The following is a 23,937-nucleotide window of genomic DNA, read 5'->3' as shown; positions in this document are numbered from 1 at the left end:
GGGCGGGACTCGGCTCGTAGCCTGCGGGCGGGACTCCCGTTTCGTACCAAAAAGGGGTTATGAGGGGTCGGGGTGGTGGTAGGTGACGTGTTCTGGGGGGAGGGGGAACGTGATGTCCTCGCCGAACGGGGACGGGCCGCCCTGGATCGGCGCGGAGAGTTCGGCGATGTCGAGGCGGCCGTCCGGGCCGAGGGGCGGGTTCTCCGGCAGGCGGCGGCCGGAGGGGGTCTCGGCGGTGACCGGGGTGGCGCGCGGGACGGACTCGCCGGCGGCCTCGAGCTGGTCGCGGCGGAAGATCTTGCGGCCGAGGCGGACCAGGGGGTCGTAGCGGCGGTCGACGACGCGCTCCTTCATCGGGATGATGGCGTTGTCGGTGATCTTGATGTGTTCCGGGCAGACCTCGGTGCAGCACTTGGTGATGTTGCAGAAGCCGAGGCCCTGGCCCTGCTGGGCGTGCTGCTTGCGGTCGGTGCGGGCGTCCAGCGGGTGCATGTCCAGCTCGGCGGCGCGGATGAAGAAGCGTGGGCCGGCGAACGCCTCCTTGTTCTCCTCGTGGTCGCGGACCACATGGCAGGTGTTCTGGCAGAGGAAGCACTCGATGCACTTGCGGAACTCCTGGCTGCGTTCCACGTCGACCTGCTGCATCCGGTACTGACCGGGGGCGACGCCGACCGGCGGTGCGAACGCCGGGGTCTCGCGCGCCTTCTCGTAGTTGAAGGAGACGTCGGTGACCAGGTCGCGGATCACCGGGAACGTCCGCAGCGGGGTGATCGTGACCGTCTCGTCCGCGGTGAACGTGGACATCCGGGTCATGCAGCCCAGCCGGGGCATGCCGTTGATCTCCATGGAACAGGAGCCGCACTTGCCGGCCTTGCAGTTCCACCGGCAGGCCAGGTCGGGTGTCTGGGTGGCCTGCAACCGGTGGATCACGTCGAGGACCACCTCGCCCTCGTTGACCTCGACGTCGAAGTCCTCCAGGTCTCCGCCGGACGAGTCGCCCCGCCAGACGCGAAAGTGGCGTTTCACTCTTCCCCCAGCTCCTCGTCGGTCAGGTATTTCGCCAGCTCACTGCGCTCGAAGAGATCGAACAGCTCGGGCCGCATGGCCGGAACCGGCTTGCGTTCCAGGTGCACCTGGCCGCCCTCGTCGAGCGAGCAGACCAGGTTGACCCGGCGCCACTGCGGGGACATCTTCGGGAAGTCCTCCCGGGTGTGCCCGCCGCGGGACTCCTCCCGCTCCAGCGCGGCCTTCGCCGTGCACTCCGAGACGACGAGCATGTTGCGCAGGTCGAGGGCCAGGTGCCAGCCCGGGTTGTAGCGCCGGCCGCCGCCGACCGCGACGGTCGCCACCCGCAGCCGGATCTCGTGCAGGCGTTTCAGGGCGTCGCTGAGCTCGCCCTCCCGGCGGATGATGCCGACCAGGTCGCCCATCACCGCCTGCAGGTCCTGCTGCAACGTGTACGGGTTCTCCCCGTCGGCGCGGGCCAGCGGCGCGAGCGCCACCTCGGTCGCCGCGGCCACGTCCACCCGGGACACCTTGGGGCGCGAGGGCAACGCGTCGAGATACGCCGCCGCGTGCTCCCCGGCTCGCTTGCCGAAGACCAGCAGGTCGGAGAGGGAGTTGCCGCCCAGCCGGTTGGAGCCGTGCATGCCGCCGGACACCTCACCGGCGGCGAACAGGCCCTGCACCGAGCCGAACGCGGCGCCGGAATCCGGGTCGACCTCGACCCCGCCCATCACGTAGTGGCAGGTCGGGCCGACCTCCATCGGCTCCTTGGTGATGTCGACGTCGGCCAGCTCCTTGAACTGGTGGTGCATCGACGGGAGCCGCCGGATGATCTGCTCGGCCGGCAGCCGGGTGGAGATGTCCAGGAAGACGCCGCCGGCCGGGCTGCCCCGGCCCGCCTTGACCTCGCTGTTGATCGCCCGGGCCACCTCGTCGCGGGGCAGCAGCTCGGGCGGGCGGCGGTTGTCGTCCGGGTCGGTGTACCAGCGGTCGGCCTCCTCCTCGGTCTCCGCGTACTGCTTGCGGAAGACGTCGGGGACGTACTCGAACATGAAGCGTTTGCCCTCGGAGTTGCGCAGCACCCCGCCGTCGCCCCGGACCGACTCGGTGACCAGGATGCCCTTCACGCTCGGCGGCCAGACCATGCCGGTCGGGTGGAACTGCAGGAACTCCATGTTGATCAGCGTGGCGCCGGCGCGCAGGGCGAGCGCGTGGCCGTCGCCGGTGTACTCCCAGGAGTTCGAGGTGACCTTGTAGCTGCGGCCGACGCCACCGGTGGCGAGCACCACCGCGGGCGCCTCGAAGAGCAGCAGGTCGCCGGACTCGCGGTCGTAGCCGAACGCGCCGGCCACCCGGTCGCCGTCGAGCATCAGCTCGGTGATCGTGGTCTCCTGGAACACCCGGATCCGCGCGTCGTAGCTGCCGGTCGCGGCGAAGTCCTCCTGCTGCAGCGAGACGATCTTCTGCTGCAGGGTGCGGATCAGCTCCAGGCCGGTCCGGTCGCCGACGTGGGCGAGCCGGGGGTACTCGTGGCCGCCGAAGTTGCGCTGGGAGATCTTGCCGTCTTTCGTCCGGTCGAAGAGCGCCCCGTACGTCTCCAGCTCCCAGATGCGTTCCGGTGCCTCCTTGGCGTGCAGCTCGGCCATCCGGAAGTTGTTCAGGAACTTGCCGCCGCGCATGGTGTCCCGGAAGTGCACCATCCAGTTGTCCCGGCTGTTCGCGTTGCCCATCGCGGCGGCCGCGCCGCCCTCGGCCATCACGGTGTGCGCCTTGCCGAACAGCGACTTGGAGATGATCGCGGTCTTCTTGCCGGCCAGCCGGGCCTCGATCGCGGCGCGCAGCCCGGCCCCGCCGGCTCCGATCACCACGACGTCGTACAGGTGGCGGGTGGGAGTTGTCGTCATCGTCTCGTCCCCTAACCGATGAGCCGCAGGTCGGAGATCCAGTCGGCGGAGAGCGCCATGATGTAGAAATCGGTCAGCGCGAGGGTGCCGAGGGTGACCCAGGCCAGCAGCATGTGCCGGGTGTTCAGCTTCGACACGAACGTCCAGAAGCGGTAACGCACCGGGTGTTTCGAGAAGTGCTTGAGCCGGCCGCCGGCGATGTGCCGGCAGGAGTGGCAGGACAGCGTGTACGCCCAGAGCATGATCACGTTGACCCAGAGGATCACGTTGCCGAGTCCGAGGCCGGTGGCCTGCGCGCGGATCGCGTCCCAGGTGTTGATCACCGAGATGATCGCGGCGGCGTAGAACGCGTACCGGTGTGCGTTCTGGAAGACCAGCGGGAACCGGGTCTCGCCGGAGTACTTCTCGTGCCGGTCGGGCACCGCGCAGGCCGGCGGCGACAGCCAGAACGCCCGGTAGTAGGCCTTCCGGTAGTAGTAGCAGGTCAGCCGGAAGAGCAGCAGGAACGGCAGGGTGAGCGACGCCTCCGGGATGAGCCAGAAATTCGGCAGGGGAGTGCCGAACTCGGCGGCGTCGCCGCACCGGTCGGTGAGACAGGGCGAGTAGAACGGCGTCAGGTAGTGGTAGGCCTCCACGTAGAACCACTTGTGCATGAAGACCCGGACCGTCGCATACGTCACCCAGGCGGTCAGCCCGAGAAACGTGATCAGTGGCGCCAGCCACCACCGATCGGTCCTGAGTGTCCGTGCCTTGATCGCCGCGCGTGCCCGCACGCCCGGCCTCGTTGCCGTCGTCATGCATCCCCCTGCCGGTGCCGCGTCAGGTGCGCGGGGCCGACCGGTAGCGGACACAGTGGTGCCCCGCGCTCAGCCGTCCTCGCGCGACGGTGATGTGTGGCACACGTTACGCCGACGGTCCGACAGATTGCGGGCCGGGGATGCCATGTGGTTCACAAAAGCATCATCCCGGCCCGCAGTGACGATCGCCGATACGCTAATAGATCTATCCGGACGCGTTCCCGGTGATGTTCCAGGACGCCAGGTGCAGGGCCGGCGCGGCGTACCGTCCGCGGCTCCACGAGTCGGGCAGCAGCACCGACTCGGCGCCGATCCCGAGCACCCGGCCCGGGCTGAGCGCCTGCGGGTACGACTGGGTGAACCGCAGGTTGCTCACCGGCCGGACGATCTCCCCGTCCTCCACCAGCCACACCCCGTTGCGGGTCAGGCCGGTCACCACGAGCGTCTTCGGGTCCAGCACCCGGGTGTACCAGAGGTCGGTGACCAGCAGCCCCCGGCGCATCCGGGCGACCAGCGGGCGCGCCGACTCGGCGATCACCGGCGACCCGTCCCCGCCGCCCGGCGACGACACCGGGCCCGCCTCCAGCCGCAGGTGCGACGCGAACGGCCCCCACGACCGGGACGTCGACGACCCGTGCCCGGTCGACTCGGCGCCGGTCTCGGCCGCGGACGTCCGGTCGTGCGTCACCGCCCGGGTGACCCCCTCACGGACCAGCACCAGCGAGCGCGCCGGGGTGCCCTCGTCGTCGAACGGCAGGCCGGGCGCCGGCTCGCCCCGGCTGCCCAGCGGGTCGTCCACGATGGTGATCGACGGGTCGAACTGTTCCGCGCCGAGCTCGGCGAACGACTGCTTCTGCGCCCACGACTTGCCGTTGAAGCCGAACACCGCGAAGTTCTGCAGCAGGTCGGCGACCGCGGTCGGCTCGAGCACCACCTCGTAGTGCCCCGGTGGCAGCTCGGCGGGCTCGGCCGCGGCGCGCGCCTTGACCGCCGCGCGGGCGCCCAGCACCGCACCGTCCAGCTCGGCGAGCCGGGAGGTGGCCAGCCGCGCCACGCCGTCCGCGCCGCCGGTGCGGGCGATGCCGTCCATCGCGGCCTCCGCGGTCCGGCCCTCGACGGCCTGGCCCGCGGTGTTCGCGAAGGCGGCCGAGACGTACCCGGTCCGGCAGTACCCGGCCGTCTCCAGGCCCTCGGCCGCGTCGACGAACGCGCGGACCCGCTCGGCCCGCTCGCCCGGGGTGGCGCGGGCGGTCGCCTCGTCGAAGCCGAACTCCAGCCCGGAACGCTCGCCGGAGCCCGGGTGACCGGCCGAGATGTGCAGCGCCGCGGGCCGGGTGAGACCGGCCCAGGACGGGTCGGGCGGGGTGACCCGGGCCGCCGCGATGGTCCGCTCGACCAGCGAGCGCAGCCCGTCCGCTCCGGTCAGGGTGCTCGATCCGCTCGCGGTCCGCCCGTCCAGGTGCAACCGCAGGCGTACGCCGGTGGTGGCCTCGGCCATGTTCTGGTGGATCGCCGAGTTGGCGAACCGGGTCAGCGCCAGCGCGTCGTGCCGGACCGTCACCTCGGCCTCGGCGGACCGGCCGGCCAGCTCGCGGACCAGCTCGATCATCTTCGCCGCGATCTGCAGCTCGGCGCTCATCCCTGCACTCCCACCCGGACGTTGGTGAACCGGGCCGGCGCGGCCGGATGACCGGTGTGCCCGACCTGGCCGGGCTGGCCCTTCCCGCAGTTCGGCGTGCCCCAGGCGATCGTCTCGGAGGAGAGCATGTCCATCGACGCCCAGAACTTCGGGCCGATCCCGGTGTAGGTCGGGTTGCGCAGCATCCGGCCCCGCTTCCCGTTCTTGACCTCGTACCCGATCTCGCAGCCGAACTGGAAGTTCAGCCGCCGGTCGTCGATCGACCAGGACCGGTTGACGTCCATGAACACCCCGTCGTCGGTGGCCGCGATGATCTCGTCGAGGGTGTGCGGGCCGGGCTCCAGCCCGACGTTCGTCATCCGCACCATCGGCAGCCGGGACCAGCCGTCGGAGCGCACGCTGCCGGCGTAGTCCAGCCCGGCGACCGCTGCCGAGTCCCGCCCGGCCAGCACGCCGACCCAGATGCCGTCCTTGACCGCGTGCCGCTTGGCCGCCGGGGTGCCCTCGTCGTCGAACCCGAAGCTGCCCAGCGCGCCCGGGAAGGTCGGATCGATCGTGATGTTCATCAGGTCCGAGCCGTACCGCAGGGCGCCGAGCTTGCTCAGGTCGAGCCAGCTGGTGCCGGCGAACGCGGCCTCCCAGCCGAGGATCCGGTCCAGCTCGATGGCGTGCCCGACCGACTCGTGGATCTGCAGGGCGAGCTGCGAGCCGCCGAGGATCAGCGAGGTCTCGCCGGCCGGGCAGAGCGGCGCGGTGAGCAGCGCCCGCGCCTGTTCAGCCATCTGCGCCGCGTTGCCGACCAGGTCGAGCTCGTCGACCAGCTCCCAGCCGCGGGTGCCGTACTGCCCGGGCAGTGAGCGGCGCTGGACCTCGCCCTCGCCGATCGCGGTGGCGGTCACCCCGCCGCCGCACTCCCGGATGTGCTGGTCGATGCGGTGGCCCTCGCTGGAGACGAACCACTTGTGGGTGTCCCAGACCGCGTAGTGCGCCTGTGCCAGGTCGGCGCCCGCCTCCTTGGCCACCGTGGTCGCCCGGACCAGCAGGTCACCCTTGTCGGAGAGCGGCACCGACAGCGGGTCGACCTTGCAGTCGCTGGCCCAGCTCGCCACCACCGGCGCGGACGGCACCAGCTCGACCGGGGGACCGGCCACCTGGGCGCTGGCCGCGGCGATCTGCGCGGCGCGGCGCCCGGCCGCGCGCGCGGAGGGTTCGGACAGATCCGGGACGGCGTAGAAGCCCCAACTCGAACCGACCAGGGCGCGCACGCCCAGGCCGGCACTCTCGTCGGAGCCGAGATCCTCGACGGCGCCGTTGCGTGCCGTCATCGACTCGGTGCGGCAGACCATGACGCGGGCGTCCGCATAGCGGGCCCCGGCGTCGAGCGCGGCCTGCACCGCCGCGCCCGCCTCATCGAAGTGGCTCATGCTCCTGACCCTAGGCGGACCGGGCGACAATTTTCATCCACCTCACCCAGGCGGCAGCAACTCCGCCGGGTCGATCGTCACGGCCACCGGGTCGGTCAGCCGCAGCAACTCGCCGGGTTCGGCACTCGCGTACTCGGTGTACCGGCCGCCGGCGAGGGTGTGCAGCCACAGCGTGCCGGTGTCCGGTTCGGCCAGCAGGTACCAGGGGATACCGGCCGCCGCGTAGTAGTGGGCCTTGAGGACCCGGTCGATCGTGGCGCTCGCCGGCGAGAGGACCTCGCCGACCAGGCGCACCGCCGCCGAGTCGACGACGAGCTCGCCGAAGTCGAGCCCGGTCGTGACGACCAGGTCGGGGACGGTGATGCGACCGGGCCGGAGCCGGACGTTGACCGCGCCGAGCACGTGGTGACCGGCCTGCCCCGCGCCGCGGTGCAGCGCGAGTTTCAGCTCGCCGGTCACGTGCTGGTGCAGGACGCCGGGCGCCACTGTCACGTGCAGGCCGCCGTCGAAGAGCTCGACGCGCTCGGGCGTCTCGCCGAGGGCCAGGAACTCGGACTCGGTCAGGGGACGGGCGGCGGGGAAGAGGGCGGATGTCATGGCACCTCCGGGCAGTCGGAAGCCGGCTCACCCGCATTCTAGTCCCGTGACAGCCTGTCCGGTGACTACCTTTCGGGCGATCCGGCGTCCCGCAGGAAGGCCAGCTCCTCGTCGAGCGACGCGGCCGCCACCGAGGACAGTCCCGGCAGCTCCGCGCCGACCAGCAGCACCGGCCCGTGCCCGGAGGACTCCGCCACCGCCTCGCCCAGCCGGTGGTTGCGGTACACGTGCGCCGAGTCCGCCGGGTCGCCGAGATACCGCTCGGCCGTCGCCCGGGGCAGGTCGGCCCAGTCCAGCACCGGTTCCCGGGCCACCGCACACCGGAAGATCTCCGGCCGGCGCAGCACCGCGAGCGCGGCCAGCCAGCCGCCCAGCCGCCGCCCGCACCGCGACCCGGGTCAGGTCCAGGTCGGGGTGTTTGCCGGTGAGCGCCCGCAGCGCGTCCACCAGGTCGGTCAGGGTGAGGTCGGCGAGCCGCCGGTGCACCGCCTTCTCGAAGCTCGGCGCGACGCCGGGCGTGCCCCGGGAATCCACGCTGACCACGGCGAACCCGGCGTCGGCCCACCACTGCCGCTCCTGCCAGGCGGCCGGGTCGGCCCGCACCTGCTGATGCCCCGGCCCGTCGCCGAGCGCGACCAGGACCGGCAGGCCGCCGCCGACGAACCCGGACGGATAGAGCACGGCGGCCGGCAACCGCCGGTCGGTGACCCGTTCCAGCACCGGCGCCGGCGCGTACGGCAGCGCCGCCGCCACCGACCGCAGCGTCCCGGCCGGCCGGTCCCCGCGCCACACCCGCGCCCCGGCGACCAGCACGTCCCCGCCGGTGGCGAGCTCGTCGGCGGCCCCGGCCAGCCGGGTCACCTCGGGCCCGCCCCCGCCCAGCGAGGTACGCACCCGGAAGATCTCGCGCAGTGCCGGATCACCGAGGCTGCCCTCCACGATCAGGTCGGGTGCCCCGGCCGCGCCGCCCGGGCGGGGCAGCGTGCCGGCCACCCGGCGTACGTAGAGGCCGGGCGGGGTGAGCAGGCTGCCGTCGGCGAACAGGCACCGCGCGTCGAACCCGTCGTGTGCCAGCTCCCCGCCGACCAGCACCCGCCCGTCCGGCAGGTGCCGCGGCGTCCCCGGGATCGGTTCCACCCAGCGGGCGTCGGCGAGCTCCGCGTGCACCTGGCTCTCCCCGGTGCGCGGGTCGACCGAGAGCACCAGGCCGTGCTGCTGCATCCGGCGCAGCACGGTGATCAGCGGCCCGCCGCCGTCCCAGCGCACCTGGGCCAGGTGCGGGTACGTCTCCCGGTCCCAGTGCACGTCCACCCAGCCGTCGGTCAGGTCGAGCAGGTGCAGGCTGGTCGCCGCGGCGCTCCGGACGGCCAGCACCTGGCCGCCGTCCGGGGCCCACCACCAGCCCCGGGTCCGGCCGAAGCCGCCCGCGGTGGCGCCGGGCACGCCCCAGGCGATGCTGCCGCCGCGCTCGCGCCAGGCGTATCCGGGCTCGCCGGCCAGCAGCCGGTCGCCGTCCGGGCCGCTGACCCGCAGGGTCGCCGACCCGCCGGCGTCGGTGACGTATCCGATCCGGACACCCAGCGGGTCGGGCCGTGGGTCGGACACCGGCCCGGCGGTCGCGATCGCGGTGACCGCGCCGGTGGTCAGGTCGGCGCGGAACAGCTCGCCGCCGCGGGTGAAGGCCGCGGTCCGGGCGTCCCGGTCCATCGCGTACGCCTCGATCGGCCCCGGCGCGACGAGCCGTTCGGCGCCGTCGCCGGCCAGGTCGAGCAGCCAGAGGCCGGCCTCCGGGTCGGCCGGGCCGGACGAGCGCAGGAAGGTCACCCGCGCTCCGTCGGCGCCGACCTTGACGGCGTGCGGGGCGCCGTGGCGGAAGCCGCCGGTGCGCCCGGCGAGTCCGGGGTAGTCCACGACCTCAGCATCGCTGATCAAGGTGTGCCCTCGCGGGGTAAACCGTGGGCTCGTCGGGCGAACCGGTCGGTGGTCGCGCGTACAGTATCGGCCGTGACGCTCGACCGGACCGCTTCCGATTCGCTGCCCGCCCGCCGCCTGCTGCTGGTGCACGCCCACCCCGACGACGAGGTCATCGGGACCGGCGCGACCATGGCGCACTACGTCTCGACCGGCGCCCACGTGACGCTGGTGACCTGCACCCTCGGCGAGGAGGGCGAGATCCACGTCCCGGCGCTGTCGCAGCTCGCCGCGGCCGAGGCCGACCAGCTCGGGGGGTACCGCCTCGTCGAGTGGGAGCGCGCCTGTGCCGCGCTGGGCGTCACCGATCACCGCATGCTCGGCGGCCCGGGGCGCTACCGCGACTCCGGCATGATGGGCCTGCCCACCAACCAGCACCCGCGCGCCTTCTGGGGCGCCGACCTGGACGAGGCCGCCGCGCACCTGGTCGAGATCATGCGCGAGCTGCGCCCGCAGGTGATGATCACCTATGACGCGAACGGCTTCTACGGTCACCCGGACCACATTCAGGCGCACCGGGTCGCGATGCGCGCCGCCGAGCTGGCCGGCCCGGACGCCCCGGAGAAGATCTACTGGACCGCGATGCCGCTGAGCGTGCTGCGCGACGGCATGGAGGCGTTCAAGGAGTCGGAGAACAACCCGTTCGCCGACGTGGAGAGCGTCGACGAGATGCCGTTCGGCACGCCGGACGACGAGATCGCGGCCCGCATGGACGGCACCGACCACCACGCGAAGAAGACCGCGGCGATGCGCGCGCACGCCAGCCAGATCCCGGACAACTCCTGGCTCTACGGCATGGCCGGCGACTTCGGCGGCGAGTTCATGGGCGTGGAGTACTACACGCTGGTCAAGGGCGAGCGCGGCCCGGGCGAGGGCCCGCACAAGTGGGAGACCGACCTGTTCGCCGGTCTGGACCTGGACGGGTCATGACCGTGTCGGAGGCGCCCGGGCAGCAGGTCGAGGCCACCCCCGCCGCCGGCCGGCCGGTCTGGGACGTCGCGCTGCGCACCGCCGGCGTGCTGATCAGCGTGGTCGCCACGCTGGTCACCACGCTGCTCGAGGTCGAGCTGAGCGTGCTGCGGGTGGGCGGCGTGACCGGGCTGTTCCACGGTGACGCCGCGATCTGGACCGGCGGCGGCGCGCTGACCGGCCTGGCCGTCCCGCTCACCGTCGGCGCCAACCTGGGGCTGGCCTGGCTGGCGGTCACCACGATCGGGCGCAGCTGGGGGATCGGCGTGCCGTGGGCACTCTGGACCCTGCTGATGCTGGGCGCGGCCGGCACCCGGACCGCCGAGGGCGACTATCTGCTCGGCGGCGACAACTGGGTGGCGCTGGTGATGATCCTGGCCGGCAGCCTGTCGTTCGCGTTCTACGCGTACAAAATGATCATGAAGCCGATCAGGCAGGGCTGATTTCTCAGACGACTCTCAGCCCGCCTCTAGGAACTCCCGCGCACCATCCGCGAAGATGACCGGGAGATCGAGCGCCGCGGGTTCGTCCGGCGCTACGATCCCGGCCACGATTCGTTCCCCGGGAGGACTTGATGACGCAGCAGCGCTGGTTCCGGATCACGGTGCTGGCGGTCGCCCTGTTCGTGATCAACGCGGTGACCAGACTGGTCGTCCGCATCGGATTCGACAGTACGGACACCGCTCAGAGCCGTGGTTCCATCGTCATGTTCGGTCTGGTCGCGGTCTTGCTGGGCACCCTGACCTTCGTCTGGTCGCAGAGCCGGCGGTCCGCCGACTGGCTGCCCGACGTCGGCGGCGGCGCGCTCGGCGGGATGCTGCTGACCGTCCTGCTGGGACCGTTCATCAGCGGCAGCGAGCCGTTCGCGAACGGCGGCGGCGACTTCTTCGCGCAGATCTGGCTCTACGCCGCGTGCGCCGTCGCCGGCTCGGCGATCGGGTACGGGATCGCGGTCATGCTGGGCCGCGACTTCCGCTCCCGTTCGCTGCAGGCCTACAGCCGGGCCCGGACCGCGCGGCCCCGCCGGGTCGTCCGCCGCTAGCTGATCGGGGCTTCCCGGGTCAGGTAGGTGTGGTGGGTGCTGAAGCCCATCCGGCCGTAGAGCGCGACCGCCGCCGTGTTCCGCTCCTCCACCTGGAGGTAGGCGCGCGACGACCCGTGCTGTGCGGCCCACTGCGCCAGCCCGCGGACCACGTGCCGGCCCAGGCCGCGCCGGCGCGCGGCCGGTGCGGTCTGCAGCAGCGCCACGCCCAGCCAGCGGTCCGGTCCGGTGATCGCGCCGCGGGCGACCGCGAGCAGGTCACCGTCCGCGTCCCGGACGTGCGCGAAGACCTTTTCCGGTACGCCGTTGAGGATCCGGATCGCGGAGGCCGGCAGGGTGCCCTTGTGCTCGGCGACCATCGCGTACCAGTCGTCGCCGGGGGAGTCGGCCAGGTCGACGGGTGGCAGGTCGGTGCGGGCCGGCGCGGCCAGGATCGGGGCCAGCGGGCTGGTCTGCACCAGGGTGAGCGGCCGGGCCGACCAGCCGCGCGCGTCGAGTGTCGCGTTGACCGGCGCGGCCAGCGGCATCGGCGCGTTGATCAGCGGGCGCTGGCCGTGGTCGTGGTACCAGCGTTCGACAGCGTCGATCGCCGCGTCGAGGGGCCGGTCCGGGTCGCCGACCGCGAGCGCCGAGTTCGCCCGGCCGGTCCAGTTGTCCGCGGCGCGCAGCAGCCAGTTGCCCAGCTTGGCGCGGACCGGCGCGGGCCAGGCCTGGTCGGCGGCGAGCTCGAGGGCGATCACCGCGGCGGCGTGCGGGCGGCTGGCCGGCGGGACCCGCTTGGCCCGGTGCACCTCGCGCAGCGGCACCCGCAGGGTTCCCTTGTCGGTCGCTATGGTGAGATCGGTCTCCGTGAGGTCGACGAGCTCGCCCAGCGCATCCGTGAAGAGCGGTCGATCATTGGATACGCCTACAATTCGCCGTACCACCACACGGTGTCCCACATCCTGCTGTCGGAGCACGCATTACCTCCCTCGGCGGGAATACTAGGCTCTGCATTTGTCGTCGGCGGTCCCCGCGGCGTGGCTTTGAAGGGAAAGACCCGTGACCTACATCATCGCTGAGCCCTGCCTCGATGTTCTCGACAAGGCGTGCATCGAAGAGTGCCCGGTCGACTGCATTTACGAGGGCAACCGGATGCTCTACATCCACCCCGATGAGTGCGTCGACTGCGGGGCCTGTGAGCCGGTCTGCCCGGTCGAGGCGATCTTCTACGAGGACGACGTCCCGGAGCAGTGGAAGGACTACACGAACGCGAACTACGAGTTCTTCGAGGACCTCGGCTCGCCCGGTGGCGCCTCCAAGGTCGGCAAGATCGACAAGGACACGCCGTTCATCCTGGCCCAGCCGCCGCGCGGGGACGCACACTGAGCGCTCTGTCGTCGGCCCTGCCGGATTTCCCCTGGGACCTGCTGGAGCCGGCCAAGACTCTCGCCGCGTCCCACCCGGACGGCATCGTCGACCTCTCGGTCGGCACGCCGGTCGACTCGGTCCCCGCGGTCATCCGGCAGGCCCTCGTCGAGGCGGTCGACTCGCCGGGCTATCCGCTGACCGCGGGCACGCCGAAGCTGCGTGCCGCCATCGCGGGCTGGCTGGCCCGGTCCTGTCACGCCTCCGGTGAGCTGGGCGTGCTGCCCACCATCGGTTCCAAGGAACTTGTCGCCTGGCTGCCGACGCTGCTCGGCGTCGGCCCCGGCGACGCGGTGGTGATCCCGCAGGTCTGCTACCCGACGTACGAGGTCGGTGTCCGCCTGGCCGGCGCCGAGGTGATCCGTTCCGACGCGCTCACCGCGGCCGGCCCGGCCCGGGTCAAGCTGGTCTGGATCAACTCGCCGTCCAACCCGACCGGCCGGGTGCTGCCCGCCGAGCACCTGCGCAAGGTGGTCGCCTGGGCCCGCGAGCGCGGCGCCGTGGTGGCCAGCGACGAGTGCTACCTGTCGCTGGGCTGGGAGTCCGAGCCGGTGTCGGTGCTCTCCGACGAGGTGACCGGCGGCGACTACACCAGCGTGCTGGCCGTCCACTCGCTCTCCAAGCGGTCCAACCTGGCCGGTTACCGGGCCGGTTTCGTCGGTGGCGATCCGGCCCTGATCGCCGAGCTGCTCGCGGTGCGCAAGCACGCCGGCATGATCCCGCCGGCCCCGGTGCAGGCGGCCATGGTCGCCGCGCTGGGCGACGAGGAGCACGTGGTCGTGCAGCGCGCGCGGTATGCGGCTCGCCGCGAGACCCTGCGTGCCGCGCTGACCGAGGCCGGTTTCGCGATCAGCCACTCGGAGGCCGGGCTGTACCTCTGGGCGACCCGGGGCGAGGACTGCTGGCAGACCGTCGACCGGCTGGCCAAACGCGGGATCCTGGCCGCGCCGGGCGCGTTCTACGGCCCGGCCGCCGCGCAGCACGTCCGGATCGCGCTGACCGCCACCGACGAGCGGGTGGCCGCGGCCGCCGACCGTCTCGCCGAACCGTTCTGACCCGCCGTCTCTGATCCGCCGTCGTGGGAGAACAGGAGTGCTCGTGGACCAGCCGGTCGTCGTCGTCCGTGGTGAGGCCGTTCACGAGGTGCCGCCGGACGAGGCCACCTTCCAGGTGACGGTGTCCGCGGCCGACCGTGACCGGCCGCTGGTGGTCCGCCGGTTGACCGAGCGCTCGGCCGGCATCGACACGCTGCTGGACTCCTACGACCAGGCCGGTCTGCGCCGGGAGACCTCCGGGATGAACGTCTATCCCGAGTTCCGGCGCGGCGAGAAGGTGACCCGGTACCACGGCCAGATCAGCACCACGGTGACGGTGACCGATTTTGCCATCCTCGGTGAGCTGATGACCCGGCTCGCCGGTGACGGCCTGGTGTCGCTGTCCGGCCCGTGGTGGCGGTTGCGGCCGGGCAGCCCGGCCGGTGCCGCGGTGCGCCGCGCGGCGATCGGCGACGCGCTGAGCCGGGCCCGTGACTACGCCGCCGCGGTCGGCGCCCGGCTGGACCGGCTCGTCGAGATCTCCGACACCGACGGTGGCGGCGGCGCGGTCTATGCCGCCCGGTCCATGCAGGTCACGAACCTCTCCGGCGGCGCGGCGGACGGCGCCGAGCCGGCTCTGGACGTGACCCCGCAGCTGCAGACGCTCTCGGCACAGGTTCTGCTCCGGGCACTGATCACGAACCCGGAGAGCCTGGGCTGATCTGAGCGTTCCGGGTCCGCGCGGCGGCCGGGTCCACCAGACTCGACCGCATGCGCACGGGCCTCGGGCACCTGCTCCTGCGGGTGGCGAACGTGAATCCGCGCAGCGTGGCGACGCACTCGGATCGCGTGTTGTACCGCTCGATCGGCGTCTTCATCCTGCTCTACTTCGGCTACGCCACGATCGGTGGCGCCGCCTTCATCGACGCCAGCAGCGGCTACCGGCATCCCTGGTACCAGTGGCTGTTCGGCCCGCTGGTCGCGATCGGCGTGGTCGCCTACGACCGGGCCGTGGTCGGCCGGGTCCAGATCAACTACGACCGGCTCGACTCGACCGATCCGGATCAGTTGCTGCGCCCGCCGACCCTGGGCCTCTATCTGGGCCGGATCGGACTGGCGCTGCTCTTCGCGCTGGTGGTCACGGAGCCGCTGATGCTGGCCCGGTACCGCGGTGAGCTCGACGCCCGGCTCGCCGTCACGCACAGCTCCGACCTCAGCCGGCTGGACGCGAGCGGGGCGGTGGCCGGCTATCAGGCCCGGCTCGCCGAGCTGCGGCGGCAGACGACCGGCGACGACGCGGCGGTGCGTGCGCTGAGTGACCGGGCGGCCGGAAAACGCCGCGATGCTCGCACGCTGTATCGGCAGGCGCTGGCCGACTCGGCCGGTTCCGGCGTCACGCACAGTCCCGGTTGCCCGCGCGGCGGCTACTGCTACGACCTGGTGCGCCGCTCCCGGTCCCTGGACGTGCAGGCCACCGCGCTCGACCGGCAGGCCGCCGAGCTGCAGCGCGACCAGCGGCCGGAGCGGGTCGCCCGGGCCGCCGAGCAGTCCAGGCTGTCGGCTCTGGCGGCGACCGAGCGGGCCGGCAACGCCGCCGCGGTGCGCGGGGATTCCGGTTTCGGCGCGCGGACCGCCGCGATGTGGCACCTGGTCACCGCGGACTTCTGGGGCGTCGGCATCCACTATCTGGGCATCGCGTTGCTGCTGATGGCCCTGGACTGCGCCGCGATCGGGCTCAAGTTCGTCTCCCGGGGCAACGCCTACGAGCGCAACGAGGCACGGTCGGCGCGACTGCGCGAGCACGAGGCCGCGTTGATCCACGAGCGTGAGGTCCACGACGCCCGCACGTATGGCGACGTGACCGCCAAGGTCGTCGCCGACGGTATCGAGGCAGCGAGTCACGACGTCCAGCTGGCGTTTGCCGCTACCGAGCGTGCTCGCGCGGTGTTACACACCGCAGTGGTCTCGGACCCGGCGGAGATCGAGCGCCGCTACTGGGACGACCGCATCAACGCCTGATCGCCTTCCCAAGATCAAGATCAAATTCCAGATGTCGTGCGTCCGCCGGGGTTCAGATCGTCGCTCCCGCCGGGACCCCTGCGGGCTCCGCAGGCCGCTGGCGCGTCCCGAACGCGAAGCCCTCCGGGGCGACGTCCGTGGGTGGTAGCGGTCAACCCCAACCCATGCGGCGGGCCGGAAGTCGCGACGGCGGCGGGTGACTGGCTGGCTCTCAGGGGTGCCTCCGCCACGCGGAGGCACCCCTGAGAGTGAGCCGGAGCCGGGACCGCGCCGCGGGGTCGTGCACAGGTGGCGGGGTGTCGCTGAGCTCAGCGCCGGTTGAACGCCCACGCGGCACCGGCCGCGAGCAGGCCGCCGCCGACCGCGGCCAGGAAGCCGTGGTGCTGCGACGCCCACAGCTGGAGACTCCGGTCGGTGGCCTTGTCGTCGAACGCGCCGTGCGCGCCGGCGTCCGGCTGACCCGCCCCGTCGGCCGGCTCCCACAGGTTGGCCGGCTGGCTCGCCGGCCGGGTCTCGTCGGTCTGCTGCCCCTTGAACCCGGTCAGGGCCAGGTACCGGTCCAGCACCCCGGGTGCCACCGCGTTCGCGGCCAGGGTCAGCGCGGTCGACCCGCCGACCCAGTACTCGCGGCGTTTCGGGTGGTCGGCGGCGTACTCGACGGCGCGGGCGGCCACCTCGGGCTGGTAGATCGGCGCCACCGGCTGGGCCTTCTTCGGCAGCTTGGACAGCACCCAGCCGAACTGCGGGGTGTTCACCGCCGGCATCTGCACCATCGTCACGTGCACGTTGCTCTTCTCGTGCAGCAGCTCGACCCGCAGCGACTCGGTGAAGCCCTGGATCGCGTGCTTGGCCCCGCAGTACGCGCTCTGCAGCGGGATCCCCCGATAGGCCAGCGCCGACCCGACCTGCACGATCGTGCCGGAGTCCCGGGTGCGCATCCGGGACAGCGCGGCCTTGGTGCCGAAGACGTACCCCAGGTAGCTGACCTCGGTGGTGCGGACGAACTCCGGCATCTCGATCTCGACGAACGGGGCGAAGACGCTGCTGAACGCGTTGTTGACCCAGAGCCCGATCGGGCCGAGCTCCTTCTCCACCCGTTCCGCCGCGGCGTCCACCGCCTCGTGGTCGGCCATGTCCACCTCGATCGGCAGCGCGGTGCCACCGGCCCGGCGTACGTCCTCAGCCGCCCCGGCCAGGCCGTCCTCGCCGCGAGCCAGCAGGGCCACCGTGTCGCCCCGGGCCGCCAGACGGCGGGCGACCGCCCGGCCGATGCCGCCACTCGCGCCGGTCACTACCGAAATCCTGGTCATGACCGGAGTGTGACCCGGATCCGGGCGGCGGAAACCTCAGCGCTGCACGCCCTGCGCCCGCAGCGGCACGGTGAACGTCGCGCCCACGCACGCCGCCGGCACCCCGCGCGGCATGGTCAGGGCGCCGTCCACGGTGAACGCACCCACCGTGTTGCCGGCGACCTCCCAGGAGACCGGGTACGCGGGCCGGCGCAACCGCAGGTCCGGATCGACGCACCCGGCCTCGCGGTGCTCCGGGTCGGCCAGCACGGTGCCGGGCCCCATCCGGATCGTGGTGATCCGGATCGGCAGCTTCTTCTCGTTGGAGACCGTCACCAGCAGGTCGCCGGTGCCACCCGGCCGCAGCGTCCGGTTCAGGTCGTTGCGCCCGCGCAGCACCAGGTCGAGCGCCACCGCACCGGGCGCGGCGGCCGGCTGCGGCTCGGTGATCCGCCAGTACGCCCAGGCAGCTCCGGCGTTGGCGAGCATCGCGGCGAGCGCGGCCACCCCCAGGATGGTCCGGGACCGCCGGTCGAACCGGCTCTTGCGGGGACTGCGGACGTCCCAGGTCGGCTCTTCGTGATCCGCGGTGCTCAGTTCGATCCGTACGTCCTCGTCCCGTCCTCGTCCCGGCCCGGCGTCCTTGCCCGCCTTCGACAGGACGTCACGCCGCATCACGAGTGCACCCCCGGGGCGGTGGCCGCGGGCGGATCGCTCAGATGTGGCATGCGGCTCGTTCCTCCTCGGACGCCGGAACAGGCTGAGCTGGCGTTCATACAACGTTCCCTGATAGAGATGTCCGATGTGATCGGTTTTCCGTCCGCCGTAGTAGACGCATAAATCGGAACGATCTACCCACACGGTTTACCCCGGGCGAGGGATCGCTCTGCCTCAAGGGTCCCTACCGAACCGTCCACGTTGCTGCTGGACACGCCCATAACCTGCAGGGATGCACCCCTAGCGAGCGCCGGTCGCGCACTCAAATCCGGATTCGTCGAGGCGACGGGGTCGAGCCCCGGTGGAAACCACCGAGGGCTCGAACGGGTGGAGCACGCGCCTACGGCGCGACCGGGCTCGTCGGTCCCTCCGGTGAGGCCGAGACCGACGGGTCGGGCTCCAGGTCCGGCTCATCCTCGACGGGTGTGCTGCTCTGCGGCGGGGCTGGGACGTTCTCCGGTTCGCGGGCGGGCGAGGTCCGGACGTCCGGGACCGGCGCCGTCGAGGTGTCCCCGGCTTCGGGTGTCGGTGCGGAGACCGACGGGGAGGCCGGCGGCACCGCCGGCGCGGCGATCACCGCCGGATCGGCGGGCGCCGCTGGTGCAGCCGGTGCGGCGGGGAAGGCCAGCCGCGGGCTGAGCTTGCTCTGTTCGCCGGTCCACTCCCGGTACTGCGGCGTGATGGTCCAGCGCCACTTCCCGCCGGCCATCTCACCGGTGCCGAACGTGACCGACTCGGTGGTGCTGCCACCGGCGGCCACCGCGCGCGTGACATCCGGTTGCGGCGGCTCGGCCACGCTGTGCGCGACGACCAGGTAGTGGTCCATCCGGACGCCCGGAGCGATCTCCTGGGCGCTCCAGCTGACCACGGCCTGGCCGCTCTGCTTGGTGACGCTGGGTTCGACGCCGCGCGGCATCTTGACGACCTTCGCGGTGAACCGGGTCGGCGCGCTGGTCACGGTCCAGCCGCCGGCGTAGGCGTAGACCGTCCCGGCCACGCCGAGCGACAGCGCCACCGCGCCGACCAGCAACAACCTTCCGGTACGCCTCACCGCGGCACCCGCTGGCCGACCCCGGAGATCGCGATGGTGAACCGCGCGCCGGCGCACTTGCGGGTCGCCCCGATCGGCATGCTGACCGGGATGGCGCCGCCGAGCTCGGTGCGCCCGGACGCCGCCACGGTGACCGGCAGTTGCCCGCTGTACGAGCGGACCTGCAGGTTTGCCGCGGTGGCCGAGCAGCCACGCCGATCAGTGTCGGACACCTTGGCGGTCAACCGGTGCACGGTGATCCGGTACCCGAGCGGGTTGACCACGCTGATCTTCATCTGCTTGACCGCGCCCGGGACGAGCCCGCGCACCGGCTTGCCCTTCAGCTCGAAGTAGAGCGGACCGCCCCGGTGGTGGCTGTCGCCGACCAGCACGATGGTCTCGTCGGGAGTGTCCGGCGAGCCAACGGCAACGATCAGCGCGGCGGCGGCCAGAGTTGCCGCCGAGGCTGCCGCGATCCACCAGCGCTTCGACATGGGAAGTCCTCGAGGTCGAATGGGAAACGGGAGCGACCTCAGCCGCTCCCATCCGAAGGCGATCAGGCGCCGGCGCTCACACCGGGGACCGAGTAGCTGATCTTGATCGTCTTGCTGGCGCATGCTTCCGGGAGGCTGCCGATCTTCACCGTCGCCGCCACGGTGGTGTCGGTGTTCGCCTCGAGCTTCGGCGATCCCGGGAAGCTGGTCTCAAACATGCCCGCGTCGTCCAGGGCGGCAGCGCAGGTGGTCGCGTTGGCGTCAGCGGGCGTGACCACTGCACCGGTGATACTGATCGCGCCGGTGAGGATGACCGCGAACTCGTTCGGGTTACTGAACTTGGTACTGAAGTTGATATTCGCGTCCGGGAAGATGTTCGAAGCGAACGTCGACGTTGCCGTCACCGGCTTGATCGTTGCGGCGGAGGCGTTCGCCGTGCCCGTGCCGGGGATGGTCCAGCCGGTAGCGGCCCAGGCGGCACCCCCGCCGATGACGACAACAGCGACGCCGGCGACAACAGCGGTGGAACGCTTGGAGAGCTTGCGCATGGAAAGTTCCTCCTGGAACGGTCTTATCGAGCGCTTCCCCGAAGCCGCGGAGCGACGGAATTGGGAGCGCGTCGTTTATCGGGTGTGGCCGGAGCCCGAAGGCTTCCCGGCGCTGCGACAAAGATGGCTGACCCGCCCCACCGGGACGATAGGTATTCCAGCCCCCTGAGTCGGAATGATCCGCCCGCGTCACCAGACTGTTCCGCGTAACCCATAAGTGCGCATCAAGCACCATAAATCGACCGCACGGCACGCCCGAATGATCGCTTCCAGCCGGTCTGACCTGCGTCGATACGTGAAGACAGACCTCGGCCGCTTTCTCAAGCACGAGTCCGGTTCACGGGGTCGCTGCAGGCCGCCGGAGCACCGGAAACATGAGTCCGGGGACGTATTCAGCGTCTTCTCAGGAATGTTTTTCCGGCCCGCGGACCCGAACGGGGTAGTGCATTTCGGCAGCCGTTCCCCTGAAAGAGGCTTCCGGTCTATGCCTCTGTCGGCCGCACGGCCTGGAGCAGGAAGCGATGCGCCCGCACGGTGAACTCCCCGCGAGCCCGGATGATGGCGGTGAGCCGCGCCAGCTCCCGTTCGTACCGTTGCGGGGTGAAGTCGCGGACCTGCCACGGCACCGTCCGCAGGTGGTGCACCACGGCCCGGATGTCGCGGAAGGCGAGCGCCGGATGCTCCTCGCGCACGTCGGTCACGTGCAGACCGGCGGCGGTCAGGGCGGCCGCCGCGACCTCGGCGTCCCACCGGCGCGGGTGCGGGGGCGGTGCGCCGAGCGCGTCGTTCAGCTCGGCCAGGTCGTCGCTGCCGACCTGCTGGGTGAGCAGCACCCCGCCGGGCCGGAGCAGCCGGGCGATGTCGGCGGCCGGCAGGCGGCCGTGCCGGCTGAGCACCACGTCGTACTCGTTCTCGCCGGCCGGGAGCTCGGTGAGCACCTCGACGCCGAACGGGGCGAGCCGCTCCCGGGCGATCGGGGTGTTGCGGGCCCAGCTCTCCACCGCGACGGTGTGCGGCGGCAGCGGGACGAACTCGGCGAGCAGCTCGCCACCGCCGGTGTCCAGGTCGAGCACGCTGGTCGCGAAGCGCAGCAGCGGCCGGGCGATCTCCGGGTACGACCAGGACGGCTCGGACGCCACGGCCAGCCCGTCCAGCCAGGCGAATTCCCACCCGGTCATGGACGCGCCGGCCGCCGCGGTGTTGAGATCGTCATCCGGCCGGCTGCTGCGCACACGCCGACGGTAGCCAGACCGTGCGCTCAAAGTCGCGGTGGTCTCACCGGAGAGGGAAGTCGTGGCTGAACCGTGTTCAATCCGCGACTCGGCGCACGCCGGTGCGGCCGGCCGCCAAGGGCCCGGAGAAGCGTCAGTCAGGCCCGGACCGGCATCAGCAGGGAGAAACGGGAGTCGTCCCCGGCGATCCGGATGGTCAGCGGCTGGACCGGCCCGTCCAGGTCGAGCTGCAGCTGACCGGGCCCGCCCGCGTCCACCGCCTGGAGCAGGAACTCCCGGTTCACCGCGACGTGCGTGCCGGCGTCGGCCGCCCACTCGTCCTCGGCGGCCAGCCGCAGGCCACCGTCCGGGTCGAGAGCGAGGATCGCGACCGGGTAGACCGCGCCGTCGTGCTCGCGCCGCACCTCGGGCGCGCCGGTGAGCATCCGCCGCACCTGGTCGGGAGTGACCGTGACCCGGCGGGTGCCGTCACCGGACGGGCCGATCAGCCGTCGGTAGTCGGGGAACTCCACGTCGAGCGGCTCGGCGCGGAGCTCGTGGCCGGCGCTCTCCGTCCGTACCAAATCGGGGGTGACATCGAGGGTCAGCGGACCGGAACCGATCAGGCGGAGCTCGTCGACGAAGGCCAGCGGCAGGTACTGCCGGGCCGGCGGGCCCTCGACGGTCGCAGGCGCTGCGGCCACCGCGAGCCGGTAGCGGTCCGTGGCGACCAGGGTCAGCACGCCGTCGCCGGTCTCGAACAGCACCCCGCCGGGGAACGGCGCGCCGGCGATCGGATCGGTGGCGGCGAAGCGGACCGCGGCCAGCGCGGCGGTCAGATCAGTTCCGGACAGGGTCACGCGGGTCATCAGGTTCTCCTCCAGATCGAGCAGGGTGTGCAGGCGGAGGAGCTCGCGGCGGGCGTCGACGATTCCGGCTTCCAGCCGGTCGCGGTGGGCGTCGATCCTTTTCCGTACGAGGCCGGGGCGCCCCAGGTCGCGCACCGCCTCGGCGATCTCGGCCACCGGCATGCCGACCCGGCGCAGCCCGGCGATCAAGCGGGCCGCCCGGATCTGCTCGGCGGTGTACCGCCGGTATCCGGTCACCGGGTCGACCGCGGCCGGGACCAGCACGCCCGCGCCGTCATACCAGCGCAGCGCGCTGACCGTCAGACCACTGGCCCGGGCCGCCTCGCCGATGTTCCGCATCTCGCTCCTCACAGGTGTAGACCCTGAAGCCTCGACCTGGTGGAGGGTCAAGCCCGAAGCGGCTGTGGTTACGCCGGGATCAACAATGCCCCGCCGAGAACCGCCATGACCAGGGCTATCCCGCCGTCCAGCACCCGCCAGGCGTTCGGCCGGGCGAAGAGCGGGCCGAGCCGCCGGGCGCCGAGGCCGAGCGCGGTGAACCAGGACAGGCTGGCCGCCGCGGCGCCCAGGCCGAACATCCAGCGGTGCGCGTGCTGCTGCGCGACCGAGCCGAGCAGCAGCACGGTGTCCAGGTAGACGTGCGGGTTCAGGTAGGTCAGCGCCAGGCAGGTGAGCAGGGTGGCGCGCAGAGTCGCCGGGGCCTGGCCGGCCGGGTCGAGGCTGCCGGCCGGTCGCAGCGCCCGGCGGGCGGCGAGGATCGCGTAGCCGATCAGGAACGCCGCGCCGACCCAGCGGATCACGGTGACCAGGCGCGGCTGCGCGCTCACCACCGCGCCGAGACCGGCGATGCCGGCCGAGATCAGCGCCAGGTCGGAGAGTGCGCAGGTGAGGACGACCACGAGGACGTGTTCCCGGCGCAGCCCCTGGCGCAGGACAAACGCGTTCTGGGCGCCGATCGCGATGATCAGGACGGCGGAAGCGGCAAAACCGGCTAAAGCGGAGGCGAGCACGAAGCCGACGCTAGGGTTCTTTCGCGGTGCAGACCAGCTAAAGATTTTCAGGGTTGATTAGCAATACTTAACTGTGGACCAGGTACAGCTGGCGACCTTCCAGGCCGTCGTGGAGCAGGGCAGTTTCGAGGCCGCGGCGCGGGCGCTGCACGTCACCCCGTCGGCGGTCAGCCAACGGATCAAGGCACTCGAACGAGCGGTCGGGCAGGTGCTGGTGCGCCGGGCCAAGCCGTGCGTCGCGACCACGGCCGGTGAGGCGCTGGTCCGGTTCGCCGGGCAGGTGGCGCTGCTGGAGAAGGAAGCACTGGCACAGGCCCGGGGCGGCACCCGGGTCTCGATCGTGGTCAACGCCGACTCGCTGAACACCTGGTTCATGCCGGTGCTGACCCAGGTGCCGGGCGTGACCTTCGACCTGCACACCGACGACCAGGACTACACCGCCGACCTGCTGCGCTCCGGCACCGTGATGGCCGCCGTGACCGGGGACGACGTGGCGGTGCAGGGCTGCCGGGTGGAACGGCTGGGCGCGATGCGCTACCTGGCGGTCGCCGCGCCGGGCCTGGACTTCGCGTCCGCGCCGATGATCGTCTACAACCGCAAGGACCAGCTGCAACACCGGTTCCTCGGGTTGGTGGGGGAGCCCGCGGCCGCCCGTTTGATCCACTACGTGCCGGCCGCGGCGGCGTTCAACGAGGCGATCCGGCTGGGGCTGGGCTGGGGCACGGTTCCCGAGCAGAACGCGGGGCCGCTGCTCGCCTCTGGCGAATACGTCCGCATATTTCCGGAAAAATATCTGGACATCCCGCTCTACTGGCAATACTGGCGGATCGAGTCGGAGCTGCTGAACACCCTGACGGCCGCCGTGCACACGGCGGCCGCCTCAGCCTTGCATCGTTAGCTCACGCATTGCGCCCTTCGGTGCCCTCGACATCGGCCCCGAAGGGCGCAATGCCGCCGAGCG

At 71.9% G+C, this 23,937-nt stretch carries 23 protein-coding genes and 1 pseudogene; 8 read left to right on the top strand and 16 right to left on the bottom strand.

Annotated elements, in window-relative coordinates:
* Window positions 1-57: 57 nt before the first annotated feature.
* The 7 genes and pseudogenes from ADL15_RS29910 to ADL15_RS29880 all read right to left on the bottom strand — a co-directional run bounded on the left by ADL15_RS29910 (window position 58) and on the right by ADL15_RS29880 (window position 9,190).
* Window positions 58-1,026, bottom strand: coding sequence for a succinate dehydrogenase/fumarate reductase iron-sulfur subunit (locus ADL15_RS29910; RefSeq protein ID WP_083971912.1), 969 nt, complete (start codon window positions 1,024-1,026; stop codon window positions 58-60).
* Complete coding sequence (locus ADL15_RS29905) at window positions 1,023-2,909, bottom strand: fumarate reductase/succinate dehydrogenase flavoprotein subunit (RefSeq protein WP_067698150.1); 1,887 nt, start codon at window positions 2,907-2,909, stop codon at window positions 1,023-1,025. The genes ADL15_RS29910 and ADL15_RS29905 overlap by 4 nt, the downstream gene beginning before the upstream one ends.
* 11 nt (window positions 2,910-2,920) lie before the next feature.
* The gene (locus ADL15_RS29900; protein WP_067698148.1) at window positions 2,921-3,706 is read right to left on the bottom strand and encodes a hypothetical protein; all 786 of its coding nucleotides are present in this window, start codon (window positions 3,704-3,706) and stop codon (window positions 2,921-2,923) included.
* A 205-nt stretch (window positions 3,707-3,911) separates the two neighbouring features.
* Window positions 3,912-5,345: a TldD/PmbA family protein gene (locus tag ADL15_RS29895; protein ID WP_067698147.1), complete on the bottom strand. Its 1,434-nt coding sequence runs from the start codon at window positions 5,343-5,345 to the stop codon at window positions 3,912-3,914.
* Window positions 5,342-6,769: a TldD/PmbA family protein gene (locus ADL15_RS29890; RefSeq protein WP_067698145.1), complete on the bottom strand. Its 1,428-nt coding sequence runs from the start codon at window positions 6,767-6,769 to the stop codon at window positions 5,342-5,344. Before ADL15_RS29890 ends, ADL15_RS29895 begins: the two co-directional genes overlap by 4 nt.
* A 42-nt stretch (window positions 6,770-6,811) precedes the next feature.
* A complete protein-coding gene (locus tag ADL15_RS29885; RefSeq protein ID WP_067698143.1) occupies window positions 6,812-7,366 on the bottom strand; it encodes a Uma2 family endonuclease in 555 nt (184 codons plus the stop codon).
* A 65-nt stretch (window positions 7,367-7,431) separates the two neighbouring features.
* Window positions 7,432-9,190 (bottom strand): annotated as a pseudogene (locus ADL15_RS29880) (prolyl oligopeptidase family serine peptidase).
* A 180-nt stretch (window positions 9,191-9,370) separates the two neighbouring features.
* Between ADL15_RS29880 and mshB the strand changes: the two are divergent.
* From mshB to ADL15_RS29865, 3 genes are all read left to right on the top strand, one after another.
* Window positions 9,371-10,267: an N-acetyl-1-D-myo-inositol-2-amino-2-deoxy-alpha-D-glucopyranoside deacetylase gene (mshB, locus tag ADL15_RS29875; RefSeq protein WP_198171073.1), complete on the top strand. Its 897-nt coding sequence runs from the start codon at window positions 9,371-9,373 to the stop codon at window positions 10,265-10,267.
* Window positions 10,264-10,749, top strand: a complete 486-nt coding sequence (locus ADL15_RS29870) for a hypothetical protein (protein WP_067698139.1) — start codon at window positions 10,264-10,266, stop codon at window positions 10,747-10,749. Before mshB ends, ADL15_RS29870 begins: the two co-directional genes overlap by 4 nt.
* A 131-nt stretch (window positions 10,750-10,880) precedes the next feature.
* Entirely contained in the window at window positions 10,881-11,348 is a 468-nt protein-coding gene (locus ADL15_RS29865; RefSeq protein WP_067698137.1) for a hypothetical protein, read from the top strand.
* Here the strand turns inward: ADL15_RS29865 and ADL15_RS29860 are convergent.
* Complete coding sequence (locus ADL15_RS29860) at window positions 11,345-12,307, bottom strand: GNAT family N-acetyltransferase (RefSeq protein WP_067698135.1); 963 nt, start codon at window positions 12,305-12,307, stop codon at window positions 11,345-11,347. The two genes, ADL15_RS29865 and ADL15_RS29860, sit on opposite strands and share 4 nt — an antisense overlap.
* Before the next feature lie 82 nt (window positions 12,308-12,389).
* On the opposite strand from ADL15_RS29860, the gene fdxA reads away from it, so the two are divergent.
* The 4 genes from fdxA to ADL15_RS29840 are packed head-to-tail and all read left to right on the top strand — an operon-like array spanning window position 12,390 to window position 15,808.
* Window positions 12,390-12,716: a ferredoxin gene (fdxA, locus tag ADL15_RS55735; protein WP_067698133.1), complete on the top strand. Its 327-nt coding sequence runs from the start codon at window positions 12,390-12,392 to the stop codon at window positions 12,714-12,716.
* Window positions 12,713-13,810: a succinyldiaminopimelate transaminase gene (dapC, locus tag ADL15_RS29850; protein WP_067698189.1), complete on the top strand. Its 1,098-nt coding sequence runs from the start codon at window positions 12,713-12,715 to the stop codon at window positions 13,808-13,810. The genes fdxA and dapC overlap by 4 nt, the downstream gene beginning before the upstream one ends.
* A gap of 43 nt (window positions 13,811-13,853) precedes the next feature.
* On the top strand, window positions 13,854-14,510 hold the full coding sequence (locus ADL15_RS29845) for an SIMPL domain-containing protein (RefSeq protein ID WP_394326959.1): 657 nt from the start codon (window positions 13,854-13,856) through the stop codon (window positions 14,508-14,510).
* A 50-nt stretch (window positions 14,511-14,560) separates the two neighbouring features.
* On the top strand, window positions 14,561-15,808 hold the full coding sequence (locus ADL15_RS29840) for a DUF4407 domain-containing protein (RefSeq protein WP_067698130.1): 1,248 nt from the start codon (window positions 14,561-14,563) through the stop codon (window positions 15,806-15,808).
* A 308-nt stretch (window positions 15,809-16,116) separates the two neighbouring features.
* Here the strand turns inward: ADL15_RS29840 and ADL15_RS29835 are convergent, their stop codons facing one another.
* The 8 genes from ADL15_RS29835 to ADL15_RS29800 all read right to left on the bottom strand — a co-directional run bounded on the left by ADL15_RS29835 (window position 16,117) and on the right by ADL15_RS29800 (window position 22,976).
* Window positions 16,117-17,118, bottom strand: a complete 1,002-nt coding sequence (locus tag ADL15_RS29835) for an SDR family oxidoreductase (RefSeq protein WP_067698128.1) — start codon at window positions 17,116-17,118, stop codon at window positions 16,117-16,119.
* Between the two features lie 36 nt (window positions 17,119-17,154).
* The gene (locus tag ADL15_RS29830) at window positions 17,155-17,772 is read right to left on the bottom strand and encodes a hypothetical protein (RefSeq protein WP_157441687.1); all 618 of its coding nucleotides are present in this window, start codon (window positions 17,770-17,772) and stop codon (window positions 17,155-17,157) included.
* Between the two features lie 382 nt (window positions 17,773-18,154).
* Window positions 18,155-18,865, bottom strand: coding sequence for a hypothetical protein (locus ADL15_RS29825; RefSeq protein WP_157441686.1), 711 nt, complete (start codon window positions 18,863-18,865; stop codon window positions 18,155-18,157).
* Window positions 18,862-19,338, bottom strand: coding sequence for a hypothetical protein (locus ADL15_RS29820; RefSeq protein WP_067698124.1), 477 nt, complete (start codon window positions 19,336-19,338; stop codon window positions 18,862-18,864). The genes ADL15_RS29825 and ADL15_RS29820 overlap by 4 nt, the downstream gene beginning before the upstream one ends.
* 62 nt (window positions 19,339-19,400) lie before the next feature.
* Window positions 19,401-19,886: a hypothetical protein gene (locus tag ADL15_RS29815; protein WP_067698122.1), complete on the bottom strand. Its 486-nt coding sequence runs from the start codon at window positions 19,884-19,886 to the stop codon at window positions 19,401-19,403.
* Window positions 19,887-20,368: 482 nt separating this feature from the next.
* A complete protein-coding gene (locus ADL15_RS29810) occupies window positions 20,369-21,118 on the bottom strand; it encodes a class I SAM-dependent methyltransferase (RefSeq protein WP_083971907.1) in 750 nt (249 codons plus the stop codon).
* A gap of 137 nt (window positions 21,119-21,255) precedes the next feature.
* Window positions 21,256-22,305, bottom strand: a complete 1,050-nt coding sequence (locus ADL15_RS29805) for a DNA polymerase III subunit beta family protein (protein WP_067698120.1) — start codon at window positions 22,303-22,305, stop codon at window positions 21,256-21,258.
* A gap of 68 nt (window positions 22,306-22,373) precedes the next feature.
* The gene (locus ADL15_RS29800) at window positions 22,374-22,976 is read right to left on the bottom strand and encodes a LysE/ArgO family amino acid transporter (RefSeq protein ID WP_067698118.1); all 603 of its coding nucleotides are present in this window, start codon (window positions 22,974-22,976) and stop codon (window positions 22,374-22,376) included.
* Between the two features lie 73 nt (window positions 22,977-23,049).
* On the opposite strand from ADL15_RS29800, the gene ADL15_RS29795 reads away from it, so the two are divergent.
* Window positions 23,050-23,874, top strand: a complete 825-nt coding sequence (locus ADL15_RS29795; protein ID WP_067698116.1) for a LysR family transcriptional regulator ArgP — start codon at window positions 23,050-23,052, stop codon at window positions 23,872-23,874.
* Window positions 23,875-23,937: the final 63 nt, after the last annotated feature.

The sequence above is a fragment of the Actinoplanes awajinensis subsp. mycoplanecinus genome, from assembly GCF_001509495.1.
GTDB classification, from domain to species: Bacteria; Actinomycetota; Actinomycetes; order Mycobacteriales; family Micromonosporaceae; genus Actinoplanes; species Actinoplanes palleronii.
This window is presented reverse-complemented; position numbering and strand designations above follow the sequence as displayed.